Annotated in this window: 13 protein-coding genes; 5 read left to right on the top strand and 8 right to left on the bottom strand. The window is 51.2% G+C overall.

What is annotated here, in order from left to right:
* The coding region (locus tag QW520_08395) for a type IV pilin (protein ID MEM0449821.1) at positions 1 to 2,128 on the bottom strand (2,128 nt) is incomplete at its 3' end.
* Between the two features lie 255 nt (positions 2,129 to 2,383).
* Here QW520_08395 and QW520_08390 point away from each other — a divergent pair.
* The gene (locus tag QW520_08390) at positions 2,384 to 3,511 is read left to right on the top strand and encodes a hypothetical protein (GenBank protein ID MEM0449820.1); all 1,128 of its coding nucleotides are present in this window, start codon (positions 2,384 to 2,386) and stop codon (positions 3,509 to 3,511) included.
* A 22-nt stretch (positions 3,512 to 3,533) separates the two neighbouring features.
* Positions 3,534 to 3,701 (top strand): hypothetical protein, encoded by a 168-nt coding sequence (locus tag QW520_08385; GenBank protein ID MEM0449819.1) that lies wholly within the window; start codon positions 3,534 to 3,536, stop codon positions 3,699 to 3,701.
* On the opposite strand, the gene cobO is transcribed toward QW520_08385, so the two are convergent.
* Entirely contained in the window at positions 3,698 to 4,219 is a 522-nt protein-coding gene (gene cobO, locus QW520_08380; GenBank protein MEM0449818.1) for a cob(I)yrinic acid a,c-diamide adenosyltransferase, read from the bottom strand. The genes QW520_08385 and cobO overlap by 4 nt on opposite strands.
* Positions 4,220 to 4,298: 79 nt before the next feature.
* Here cobO and cyaB point away from each other — a divergent pair, with 79 nt between their 5' ends.
* Positions 4,299 to 4,817: a class IV adenylate cyclase gene (cyaB, locus tag QW520_08375; GenBank protein MEM0449817.1), complete on the top strand. Its 519-nt coding sequence runs from the start codon at positions 4,299 to 4,301 to the stop codon at positions 4,815 to 4,817.
* Between the two features lie 29 nt (positions 4,818 to 4,846).
* Here cyaB and QW520_08370 read toward each other — a convergent pair whose 3' ends face one another.
* On the bottom strand, positions 4,847 to 5,098 hold the full coding sequence (locus tag QW520_08370; GenBank protein MEM0449816.1) for a hypothetical protein: 252 nt from the start codon (positions 5,096 to 5,098) through the stop codon (positions 4,847 to 4,849).
* Between the two features lie 231 nt (positions 5,099 to 5,329).
* Here QW520_08370 and QW520_08365 point away from each other — a divergent pair, with 231 nt between their 5' ends.
* Positions 5,330 to 6,652: a CPBP family glutamic-type intramembrane protease gene (locus tag QW520_08365; protein MEM0449815.1), complete on the top strand. Its 1,323-nt coding sequence runs from the start codon at positions 5,330 to 5,332 to the stop codon at positions 6,650 to 6,652.
* A gap of 1 nt (position 6,653) precedes the next feature.
* Here QW520_08365 and QW520_08360 read toward each other — a convergent pair whose 3' ends face one another.
* Together QW520_08360 and QW520_08355 are read right to left on the bottom strand one after the other, a co-directional pair.
* Positions 6,654 to 7,418, bottom strand: a complete 765-nt coding sequence (locus QW520_08360; GenBank protein MEM0449814.1) for a sugar phosphate isomerase/epimerase family protein — start codon at positions 7,416 to 7,418, stop codon at positions 6,654 to 6,656.
* Positions 7,415 to 7,804: an RNA-binding domain-containing protein gene (locus QW520_08355; protein MEM0449813.1), complete on the bottom strand. Its 390-nt coding sequence runs from the start codon at positions 7,802 to 7,804 to the stop codon at positions 7,415 to 7,417. The genes QW520_08360 and QW520_08355 overlap by 4 nt, the downstream gene beginning before the upstream one ends.
* Before the next feature lie 45 nt (positions 7,805 to 7,849).
* Between QW520_08355 and QW520_08350 the strand changes: the two genes are divergently transcribed.
* Complete coding sequence (locus QW520_08350) at positions 7,850 to 9,289, top strand: DNA-directed DNA polymerase II small subunit (protein MEM0449812.1); 1,440 nt, start codon at positions 7,850 to 7,852, stop codon at positions 9,287 to 9,289.
* A gap of 2 nt (positions 9,290 to 9,291) precedes the next feature.
* On the opposite strand, the gene QW520_08345 is transcribed toward QW520_08350, so the two are convergent.
* Genes QW520_08345 through QW520_08335 form a run of 3 tightly spaced genes read right to left on the bottom strand, consistent with a single transcriptional unit; the run spans position 9,292 to position 11,473 of the window.
* Positions 9,292 to 9,426 carry a hypothetical protein gene (locus QW520_08345; GenBank protein MEM0449811.1) on the bottom strand — a complete coding sequence of 45 codons (135 nt, stop codon included), beginning with the start codon at positions 9,424 to 9,426 and terminating at the stop codon, positions 9,292 to 9,294.
* A gap of 3 nt (positions 9,427 to 9,429) precedes the next feature.
* Positions 9,430 to 10,065 carry a V-type ATP synthase subunit D gene (locus QW520_08340; GenBank protein MEM0449810.1) on the bottom strand — a complete coding sequence of 212 codons (636 nt, stop codon included), beginning with the start codon at positions 10,063 to 10,065 and terminating at the stop codon, positions 9,430 to 9,432.
* 13 nt (positions 10,066 to 10,078) lie between these two features.
* Positions 10,079 to 11,473: a V-type ATP synthase subunit B gene (locus QW520_08335; protein MEM0449809.1), complete on the bottom strand. Its 1,395-nt coding sequence runs from the start codon at positions 11,471 to 11,473 to the stop codon at positions 10,079 to 10,081.
* Between the last annotated feature and the right edge of the window lie 112 nt (positions 11,474 to 11,585).

Raw genomic sequence — 11,585 nt, 5'->3', positions numbered from 1 at the left:
CATATATTTTATCGTTAGTTGTGAATTTGGTTGAAGGCGTGGAGAACGATGGGTCAGAGAAGGTCTTGATGTATGGATATTCTGTTCCCAGCCCTACTCGTATCAATGCTGTAGCAAAGAAAATATTATTCGGGACCCAACTATCTCTTAGTTGGACTTGTATCTGATATATTTTGCCATTTAGCAGCTTAGATGTATCGATAGTCGTGTTGTAAATATAATAACCTGAGATGTAATCGTAGCGAGCAAAGTTATTATTCGGCGTCGATACGGCACTGTAAATCGCCTTCGTAGCTGGATCTTGGACAAGGATCACGTTCTCGTTATCCAAATTGACAAGGTACTTACTGGCGACCACCACCACAGCCTTTTCCCCATGAGTGAAAATGGTCGTTGGCGTTGCCGTGAAATTCTTCGTGTTCCAATCTTTCCATTCGAATATACTGAATCCCTGCAAAGCGCTGTAGTTTAGGTTACCAGGCGGAGAGCCTCCACCTTGGCCACCTCCCTGGTAGAAAAAGTCTGTTGTTATCACTGTATGAGATACACGTACCTGTGCCTCATTTCCTGAGTAATCTCGGGCAGAGATAGTATAGTAAAATACACCTGATACAGCCGATGGAGTTATCTGATAATTGGCGACTCCCACGGCAGTATAATATCCTGGATTGATAGGATCCTCTTTCATCAAGGTGCTGGATTCAAAACCAGACTCGGGATACGTTACCTCTAGCCACCAATAATCGAAGTAAACTGTGCCCTCATTTTTATTCTCGAAAACTACTGAGAGTGTCTGTAATTCAGCTACAGTATCTATTCCCAAGGCCCTCAGGTTGAACACGCGGGTGACGGGTGTTTTATAATCAAGCAGATATATTCCATTGCCAGTAGTGGAAATGTTTACTCTAGAGACATTAGTATTAGGATCATAGTTGTCCGCCACATAGTATCGAATCTTAAGTACGATTGTTTTCAAGTTATCTTCGTTAGCTAGTATATCATTCGGTAAATCCCATGAGTCCACTCTTAAGGTCTTTCCCTTCTCAACTGCGATAAATAAATCATCATTATCAATTAAGTACGATGATACTTCTCCTGGTGGTGTGGTGATGGTCTCGTATACAGCATGTGATGTGACCGGTTTTCCCAAGGTCTTCTCATTCTCATCGCTACTGACCCTGACAGAATCACGAATCAGATTGTTATTAGGATCAGTTACATAGCATCTTATTATAAATTGTGAGCCTAAGAGAGAGCTGCTGGGCTCTACACCAGCATACATTATGATGGGAGGGTAAGAACGGTAATCGAGAACCTCTATATTCAGATTCTTAGTAGCCTTCAAATTGCTGCTGTCCGTTGCGTTTATTGTTATTCTTTTATTTCCAATATTATCCTGACCACCAGGTCCTTTGATAGGAACTCTTAGTACCTTTGAAGAATATATTCCATCATTATTATTGTCCTCGAGGTATACTAACTTCCCCCATGCTGTTGTAATATTCAAATCTGAAAGATCTGCTGTAACATTGTGCGACCCTCCATCCGCATCATATAGTCTCGCGAAAATTGTCATATTTTGATTCTGGAGAACTTGGTTAGATGTGGTCCATATCCCTCCCTGTTCCTCAACCGATACCCAAACTTGCATGATGATCGGAGGAGAGTTAGCCCCGATATTGGCAAGTGCCAAGGACCAAACGATGTTATTCTTTTCCCTATCGATAATCATGGCTTCTACTCTTGAACTCTCAGTGATGCGAGACTGAGAGTCCACATAGCGCCAAGTCGTGCCTAGATACCACGTATTACCTATGCTGGGGACGCTGTCAGAGATGCGATAGTTATATGCAATTCCATCGATGGTCAGCCTAATGCTGATTGCACTGTCTTTCAGAGGCGGCCCATTGATATGCTCCAGATACACTACGTAATTTGCCCCTTCCTTTTGTATATAGCCATTGAAATCGCCATAGGTATGCTCCTGGGGCGGCGGCAGCATTACGACGAAATACATTATACTTGAAAAAAGAGTGACCGTTATTCCCAGTATGAGAATGTTCCCGATGATCTCAGAGACACCTTTCTGGTTCTTAACAAACTTCTTGCCGAAATTGACTTTGCCCATTATAGGACCTCCTACACCCTCGGGTCTTCCTTGAGCTTGATCGCATTCTATTACCCTTGGGTTACTATTTAATCATTATGTGGTAATTACCGCCGTAAGAATTCCCCAGTATCATTATCAAAATGGATATTAAAAGATTATATTAGATAGTATTAATACAAGTTTTATTATATAATATCCAACTTTCTTATGCCATTGGTACGAGGTTTGCGTTATTAATTCGATATTGAAAAAGCAAATTTGATATTTCTGCGGATGAAGTCGTTAACCATGCCTTTTCTCTCCCAAAGGGACAGGGCTCTCCTATATCTATTCAGTTTGAAAGCGCATCAAGCGGAGCAGCCTAAATACGAGCTAACTCAGCAGGGCCTCGCCGAGGCACTCGATATAGAACGCACTCACATAACACGCGTGCTCAATCCTCTTGTTGAAAGCGGATTTCTTGAGGCGAAGAAAGGTCGTTTGGAAGGCGGCAATAGGAAGCTCAAATACTACATCTTGACGACGAAGGGACTATCCAGGGCGAAGGAGCTTCTGGCTAGCATCAGTGATAAGAGGCTGGAGGTCGTCGAGGAAAGCAAGATAACTAATATGAGCGTCTCCCAAGCTTTGTCCAAATTCCATAACATCAGTGCCCTGCGCATCGCGGATGCGATAGACGGGGTGCTTAGGATAGGAACTGTCGATGGCAGGCTCATCGATGCTAAGAATCTGCCACCGCTGCGAGACTTCTATGACCGCGAAGAACAACTGGCAAAAGCAGCTCAGTTCCTCTCCTCTGATGCCTCGGTATTCGCCATATATTCCAATCATGGTTATGGCTCATCCACTCTCCTGCGAAAAGTGGCCTTGGACCTTTTTCAAGGTCCGGTGTTGTGGCATGACCTTGCCATGGACGGTGACGCGGAGATCCTAGATGACAGGATCCGATGTTTCGCAAAAAAGCTGGGATGGGATAACGGCATCGAAGGATTGAGGAATGAAATAGCCCTCATCTGCTTAGACAACTATCGTGAAGTGAGCGAAAAGATGATCGATTTCCTAGCCAACCTCATGCCTCTTCTTTTTGATGGAAAGGCTAAGCTCGCCGTAGCTATCAGGGAAGAGACCCCCTCCTATGCTCGCTTCTACACTCGTCCCGATGTCCTCTCAGGCAGAGTGATGGAGGTCCATCTTCACCGCTTCGACGAAATCGCAGCGAGGAAGATGATAGGTGAGGACATAGATGATGAGGCTTTCCAGCTCATATACATGTTGACCAGGGGGCAACCTCTGGCCTTGGCCGCGTTGCGGGATGGGGATGAGAGCCTCCTACGAAAATTAAGACTCAGTGAGGAGGTTCGCTTCATGATGTACCTCAGGACCAGGAGAAAGAGCAAATAACTACCAAAGCGCTCACCTTGTCGTGCGTCCGGAGTGGATAATTTACCTTATCGCCTCTTCCTTGATTCTTTTGGCCATAATCGTGTCATATTTCATCCAATTGAAGATGGTGGGGATAGTCCTTTTCGTGATGGGCGTGATCACCTTTCTGCTGCCCTCGATGCGCTCTGGGCGTAGGAGTAAACTCTAATACTCTATTCCCGGCCTGGCCTGAATCCCTCGATCATAGGGATGCTTTACCATTCTCATCTCTGTAACCAAGTCAGCTTCATCCAAAAAGGCTTGGGGGGCGTTCCTACCGGTGAGCACCACCTCCACTTGCCCGCGGGACCTCACCACCTCTAACACCTCCTCTACCTTTAGAAGCCCGAAATAGACCGCTACATTTACCTCATCCAATATCACCAGGTCATATTTGTCCGAGGTGAGCGCTTCTTTGGCCTTTTCCAACCCTGCACGAGCCCTTTCAATATCCTCTTGACGGTGCTTTCCCTTATGCACAAAATGATTGGCCCCGAACTGCATCAAGTCTATCCCCGTCAGTCTCCTCACGGCCTGCACTTCCCCATAGTCCTCTCCCAGCTTGAGGAACTGGATGATGCACACTCGAAGCCCTCGGCCCCAAGCCCTGAGAGCCAATCCGAAGGCCGCTGTGCTTTTCCCCTTGCCCTCGCCAGTATATACCTGCATCAGACCCAGGGATGACATGTTGCTAGACCTCTATACGTCCAGGAATAGAATAAAGTGCGCCCGACATCAATTTATGCCTCATGAGTTATGATGAGATGTGCTCGAGATCGAGATAAAGGCGCCGTGCAAGGACCTGACAGCGCTAGAAGCGAGATTGCGTTCCATGGGTGCGAGGGATTTCGGTATGCTAGTGCAGAAGGATGTTTATTATTCGCACCCTCAGCGCGATTTCGGCCAGACGGATGAGGCTTTGCGCCTGCGGCAGGAGAACGACATTATTCTGCTGGTCTATAAAGGGCCGAAAATCGACGCCACCTCCAAGAGCAGGGAGGAATTGGAAGTGACCGTATCCAGTTTTGAGAACGTAGATCTCATCCTCAGAAGGCTCGGCTTTCAGCCTTTCATCACCATCGCCAAGACTAGAAGAGTCTATGGCATGAGGGGGATAAGCATCTGCCTGGATAGGGTAGAGGGATTGGGAGACTTCGTAGAATTCGAGTATGAGGGCGATGACCTTGAGAAGGGAAAGGAGCGCATCGCTGCGCTGATGCGAGAGCTTGGCATCGAAGGGAATGAGAGGAGATCTTATCTGGAACTCCTCATGCAAAGAAAATAGAGAAGGTCTAGCCCTTCAAGAAGCCATGTCTAGAGGCTCCGTATCTTCTCTATGACGAACTCCTTTATCTTCGCGTCATCTGGGATAGTTACAGATTTCTTGAACCGCTCTGAACCGTCCGCGAGGTAATAACCTCTTGATAAGGAGATGAACTCGTTCTCACCATCACCCGTGATGGCTTTCTTCCTTGCGACCTCGATAAAATTGTTCCGTCCGAAAGGTATCTTCTCAGCACTGATGGTGATGAAGTCAACCTTTTTTCCTGCCGTTTGTTCGTCCACAACATTGCCTCCTCAGCAAGGTATCTCGAAAGATGTGGGTTCCCTATTAAAATTTTCCATTATCCTCGAACCACCTTCTGTTTCCAGCTTTCTGCCACAAAAATCGCCCGAATCGATCTGGAAAAATCTTTTAGGGATCAAGTAAAAAGCAAAATGCATCATCATTTCATCCATACGAAGGTTAAATATAGCATTCGAGGAATGAGCTGGCATGATCGACCGGGGGACCATATGAGCGGAATGGTTGCCTCAAGATATTGTCCAGGCTGTGGAAGGTCCCTTTTGGAGAGTGACCTTTTCTGTCCCTATTGCGGCCGGCCTTTAGGTATGTGGCCAGCAGGGCAGATTGTTACTACCCCTCCACCAGTATACAATCCGACGCCTCTAAAGGAAACTATAATAATGGCTGGAAGGGCTGTGACGTGCATCGCCCTGGCCGCATTGTTCGTCCTTTTGGTGGTGAACGTCATAATCCTACTCTGGAGCCCCACCGAGGTGCTTCCTCAGACCACTGACCCTCAGAACGGTAACGCTTTGTTCCTCATCATTCCCTGGTACAATCCCTTACTCATCCTCTTCGAGGTGTCAGGCTGGTCCTTCGCCCTATATCACATCCTCCTGGTCCTGGCCATCACGGCCTCGTTCGTGTGGATGGCAGTGCGCAGCTATGATAAATTCAAGAAAGAGATCACCCTGGCAAAACCTTCTGGGGGTCATAGCCCTTTGTGGATCATAGGGACGATCTTTTTCGCCGTCCTCTCTTTCAATTCCATATACGCCCTGCTTTTGATCTGGATGGGAGTTGAGGTCAGCTCCCCCAGCTTCGACACCAAGGAGCTGTGGCAGCTCCTGAACGGCTTCGCCAGCGCTTCGGTCTGGGAGGAGTTGATCGCCCGGGTGCTGTATATCGGCCTGCCCCTTCTACTCATCGAGGTGGTCACGGGCAAAAGCAATGGGCGCCCCCTTTGGCGTTACTTCACCGGCGGAGGCTTTGAGATAGGGGGTAAGGAAATGGCTCTGATTTGGGCCTCGGCGGGTATATTCGGACTAGGGCATCTCGTCTATTGGGATTCCTGGAAGATTGTGCCCACTTGGATAGCGGGAATAGCCTTTGGATACCTATTCCTACGCCTCGGACTCTATTCCTGCATCATGCTGCATTTCACGGTGGATTACCTTACGATACCGTTGGATGTCAGCGGCGAGGCCCTTTTGGTCACTCTCGCGTTGGGCCTGCTGATATTGTTCTGGGACGTGGTGGGAGTGGCTTGGCTGCTGCTCTATTCGCATCGTACCTGGCGCTATCTAAAGGGCGCCGACGTGGTGAGAGCTAAGATGCCTCTGCGCTCAGATGCCCCTTTAGCCACAGGCGCCTCACCTACCTATCCAGGAGAAGGGCGAGGTCATGGGCAAAAGGCGGTTTCCCGAGCACCGCCCCTACCAATCAGACCGGCCGTTAATAGAGGGTTCTACAGCTGCGCCAAATGCGGCAACACCGCGGCCAGGTTGGTAGGTGACAAGCTGGAGTGCACGCGTTGCGGGAACAAGGAATAGTTTAGATGGTGCTCATGAGCGTTCGCAGACGATCGCGCGACAGCACCGCTTCCTTGAAGCTGCGCGCCTCTATGACATACCTTCCCTGATAACCAGATAGGCCCTCGAGCACGCTCTTGAAATCAATGCTGCCCTCACCAATCGGAAGATGCTGATCCCGCTCTCCGAGATTGTCATGGATGTGGACATTGATGAACCGCTTCTTGAGGGGGAGGAAGGACTCGATGGCATTCATGGTATGTGCATGGCCGATGTCAAAGCAAATATCGATGTCGAAGGAGGACAGCAGTTGCAGAAGCTCCTCTGGCGTCCTTCCCATGGTCAAGGGTCCCATATTAGGCATGTTCTCCAACGCTACCCTCACGCCCATGTCCTGAGAGACCTTCTCTATGTAGGAAAGGGATTCCAATGTGGTATGGATTACCTTATGCCGGTCAAGCATGCCTGCAGGGGAGAAGAAGCCAGGGTGAACTGTGAGGATACCTATGTTCATGCGGTGGGCGGAGCGGATGGCGTTGACTATCTCCCTGAGCGAGGCTTCCCTCACTCTCTCATTAAGAGAGCCGATGTTAATGTCACTCAGGGGGGCATGAGCGGAGAACTTAAGATCATAGCATGAGCTGGCGTCTAAGAACTGATACACTAAATCAGGAAGGGAGTGCCTTCCTTCCCCCACTATCTCCCAGGCATCGAATTCCTTGCTGACGTGGGCGAAAGCCTCATCAAAGTCTAGCTGTGAAAGTACTGGCGCGGAAACGGCTATCATCTCTTTACCTCCTCACCGTTGACTGTTACAGGGGCGACACGGTCTATCAGGGCTTGCAGCTCGTCATCCTCTATGATAACGCTGATGCCACCTAGGGCTACCCTCTCTTCCAAAAAGCTCACCTTACCTACAAAGGCGGCCTGCTTGTTCAGAGTGAATCTGGTACTATTGCCCTCTATGCCTTTGAGCATCACCTGCCGCGTGGAATCGAGGATCCGGTGGTTACGGATCAGCTCCATGAAGCGAGACAGGTCTTCCGTCTCTGCCCTCATCTCCCCCTCATAGAGCTCAGGCTGACTCAAGGGAAAGATGTTGAGGATAGCCTTTCGCAGCTTGTCTGGATCCTCGGTAGGATAGCATTTGGCGATGATGATGACCTGGGGCATGATGCGCACCGCATCATGGAGGAAGTATTTAAAAAGAGATGTCACATGATGCTAGCTTGGATGAGGGACCAGATTCTCGCAGAGCTCACCGAGGAGGGCGTGTTCCTCTCACCTGATGCCTTAGAATATGTGCTAGCTCAGAAGGACCCCCTCACCTTCGTGCGCAGCACGCTTGCCACTCTATCGCAGATGCCCCTAGTCATCACCTTGGATGACCTAAAGTCCTCAGCACCACCCTTGTCAAGAACCTCGACATCTACCAGCTGCGCATCGCCCAGAAGAACGCGAGACGAGGTGAAGATCCTGAGGGATATTACCGGCAACTCCACCTGCGAAGGCAACATTATAGATTTCGCCCGTTACTTCAATGACCGATTCCAGACCATAAAACGCATCCTCATACGAAGGAGAGAATTAGCGGGATGCATCCCCATTCCCAAGGCCCTTAGCCTCGACAGAGAGGTGCGTTGCATCGGGCTGGTGGAGGACGTCCGCCTCTCGAAGAACGGGCACATTATGATAGATATCGAGGATGAGGAGGGGAGGGGTCTGGTTTTCATCAACAAGGACTCCGAGCTCGCCCAGGCTCATGTGATCCAGGACGAAGTTATCGGGGTGGTAGGGAAGGTGGCCAAGAAAGGGGGGATGATCGTGGCCAGTGAGATAATACGTCCCGATATCCCCGTGAACGGGGGGATGACGCCCTCCGATTCCAGCGCTAAACTCGCCTTTCTTTCCGATGTTCATGTGGGGAGCAAGACCTTTCTTGCCGAGAAATGGGAGAGGATGAGCCGTTGGGCGCGTACCGAAGGCGTGCGAGAAGGATTGAGCTATATCTTGATTCCAGGAGACTGCGTGGACGGTATCGGCATCTTCCCCGACCAAGAGGAGGAGTTGGAGATCGAGGATGTATTCGAGCAATACGGAGCGCTGGCGGAGAGGCTGAAGGAGCTTCCAGATGGCGTTCAGATAATAGTGCAGCCGGGGAATCATGACGCGGTGCGCCTGGCCGAGCCGCAGCCTTCCTTGCCAGAGGAGATAGGGAAGATGTTCGATTCATCGGTGTTGTTGGTCGGTAATCCTTGTTACCTGGAGATAGAGGGCAGAGTGATCCTATCCTATCACGGCAAGAGCATGGACGATCTCGTGAGCGCGATCCCTGGTCTTTCCTACAATAAGCCCTTGGAAGCTATGAAAGAGATGCTGCGCAGAAGGCATCTGGCCCCCATATACGGCAGCAAGACTCAATTGGCCCCGGAAAAGAAGGATTACCTGGTCATCGATCAGGTGCCTGACATCTTCGTCACGGGTCATGTACACGGCGCCGGCGTCTCGGAATACCGAGGGGTGAAACTAGTGAATGCCTCCACCTGGCAGGATCAGACCTCTTTCCAGCGCATGCATAACTTCGTACCCGACCCGGCCAAGGTGCCTATCGTGGATTTGGGCACAGGTAGGTCCATCATCAAGGACTTCAACAACTAATACTAGCTGTTCCAAAACAATATGATGAGGATGAAGCCTAGCACCATCATCCCGAACGAGATGAGATAGAAGAGCCAGAGGATCTTGGCCTTGGTCTCAGGGTCATCCAGGTTGAAAAGATCCTCCAGATAGGGCATCCATTACGCCTCTGCGGACGCCTTCTGCTTGATGCGCTTAAGTCGGAAGATGTTCTCCCTTTCCATCTCCTCCAGCCGTAGCGCTATGAAAGCCTGCGCCTCTTTCAGCTCAGGGATGACTTTGTATTCCAGGGCGTTGACTCGGCGCTTGGTCTTCTCTATCTCATCCAGGAGCCGCTTCATGGTGGTCTCGATCTCTGCCGCCTTCACTATCGTCTCTATCAGATCCTCGAAGGCCTTGGCCGCTTCGTCGATATAGACCGAGGTCCCGATGAGCCCATAGCCGCGCTTGTCCGCCTCTGCTCTCAAGCTCACAGCCTCGATCTGTGGCACCACCAGCCCCATCACGTTCTTGGAACGCAGCTGGATCTCCGGATGGACGCGGAGGGCGAAAGCCGCGGATTTGACCGCTATCACCCCATCCACCGCCTTGGCGATGGCGATTTTCTCCATCGCCTTCTCATAATCGGAGTTCACCTTCTGCCTTATCTCCTTCGCCTCTTCCAGGATCTTGAAGAACTCCAGGATCAGGCCGTCCCGCTTCATCTTCAGGATCTTGTAGCCGGCCTGAGAGAGCTTGATCCTGCGCTTGACTTCCAGCAGCTCGGACCTGGTCGGCTTCACGTCCAGCTTAGGCATGTTCGCCCCTCCCTCAGGACGACTGCGCCTTGGCCTTGTGCGCCGGGTGATACTTCTCGATCCATTTGCGGTCGATACGCGTGAGCTGGTTCTCTGGCAGCGTCGAGAGCAGGTCCCACATCAGATTGAGGGTGGTCTCGATGTCCCGGTCTTCCTCCCGTCCCTGGCGCACCAGGCGTCTCTCGAACAAATCAGCGAAGTCCAGGAATTTGCGGTCCCTCTCGGATAGGGCATCCTTCCCCACGATGGCCACCAGTCCACGCAGGTCACGCCCTTCGGCGTAGGCGGCATAGCACTGGTCGGATACGGCTTTGTGATCCTCTCGCGTGCGGCCCTTGCCAATGCCCGAGTCCATGAGCCTTGACAGAGAAGAGCCCACATCGATAGGGGGATAGATGCCTGCGCGGTGCAGATCGCGCTTGGCCACGATCTGCCCCTCGGTGATGTAGCCAGTCAGGTCGGCGATGGGGTGGGTGATGTCGTCCCCCGGCATGGACAGGATGGGTATCTGGGTAATGCTTCCCTTCTTGCCCTTGATCCTTCCTGCGCGCTCGTACAAAGTGGCCAGGTCGGTGTACATGTAGCCAGGATAGCCGCGACGACCCGGCACCTCTTCACGTGCCGCGCCTATCTGCCGCAGGGCCTCGCAATAGTTGGTGATGTCGGTCAGGATGACCAGTACCTGCATCTCCAATTGGTATGCCAAGTACTCAGCAGTGGTCAGGGCCAAACGGGGAGTAATGATGCGTTCGATGGCGGGGTCGTCGGCCAAGTTCATGAATACCACGGCCCGCTTGAGAGCGCCAGTGCGCTCGAAGTCCTTCATGAAGTACTGGGCCTCCTCATTGGTGATGCCCATGGCACCGAAGACCACAGCGAACTCCTCACCTTTGCCCAGCACCTTTGCTTGTCTTGCTATTTGCAAGGCTATGTCGTTATGAGGCAGGCCGCTTCCCGAGAATATAGGCAGCTTTTGACCTCTCACCAAGGTGTTCATGCCGTCGATGGTGGATATACCTGTCTGAATGAACTCACGGGGATTGTCCCTAGCCCAGGGATTGATGGCCGCGCCGTTGATGTCCAAGCGATCATCGGGAATGATCTTAGGGCCTCCGTCCAGAGGCTCACCAGAACCTGACAGAATGCGGCCTAGCATATCCTGCGAGACGGGCATGCGCAGAGTCTCGCCCGTGAACTTCACGCCCGCGGAGCGCTCCACCCCTGCCGTCCCCTCGAACATCTGGATGACGACCACTTCGTGCGAGGAATCGAGGACCTGGCCACGCCTCTCCTCGCCACTGGGGAGGGTGACAACCGCTATCTCGTTATAACCCACTGGTTCCGTCCTCTCCACGAAGACCAGGGGGCCTGCGATCTGAGATATGGATCTATACTCCTTGCTAGTCATCTATTTACCTCCCAGGGCTTCGAAGGCCTTTTCCATTTCATTATTGATGGCCTCCAGTTCGCTATCCACTGCCTCCTCGAATTTGCTCTTTCCCAAGCGGGTGCGAAGCGGC

This window comes from Methanomassiliicoccales archaeon, from assembly GCA_038740345.1.
Lineage (GTDB): Archaea > Thermoplasmatota > Thermoplasmata > Methanomassiliicoccales > UBA472 > JAJRAN01.
The sequence above is the reverse complement of the archived record's forward strand: the minus strand, read 5'-3'. Positions and strand labels throughout refer to the sequence as shown.

Bases quoted from the DNA above. Each gene is read 5' to 3' on its own strand.
- QW520_08390 (MEM0449820.1), top strand. From the start codon at position 2,384: ATGAAGTCGTTAACCATGCCTTTTCTCTCCCAAAGGGACAGGGCTCTC.
- cobO (MEM0449818.1), bottom strand. From the start codon at position 4,219: ATGTCATCCCTGGGTCTGATGCAGGTATATACTGGCGAGGGCAAGGGG.
- QW520_08365 (MEM0449815.1), top strand. From the start codon at position 5,330: ATGAGCGGAATGGTTGCCTCAAGATATTGTCCAGGCTGTGGAAGGTCC.
- QW520_08360 (MEM0449814.1), bottom strand. From the start codon at position 7,418: ATGATAGCCGTTTCCGCGCCAGTACTTTCACAGCTAGACTTTGATGAG.
- QW520_08355 (MEM0449813.1), bottom strand. From the start codon at position 7,804: ATGCCCCAGGTCATCATCATCGCCAAATGCTATCCTACCGAGGATCCA.
- QW520_08350 (MEM0449812.1), top strand. From the start codon at position 7,850: ATGATGCTAGCTTGGATGAGGGACCAGATTCTCGCAGAGCTCACCGAG.
- QW520_08345 (MEM0449811.1), bottom strand. From the start codon at position 9,426: ATGCCCTATCTGGAGGATCTTTTCAACCTGGATGACCCTGAGACCAAG.
- QW520_08340 (MEM0449810.1), bottom strand. From the start codon at position 10,065: ATGCCTAAGCTGGACGTGAAGCCGACCAGGTCCGAGCTGCTGGAAGTC.
- QW520_08335 (MEM0449809.1), bottom strand. From the start codon at position 11,473: ATGACTAGCAAGGAGTATAGATCCATATCTCAGATCGCAGGCCCCCTG.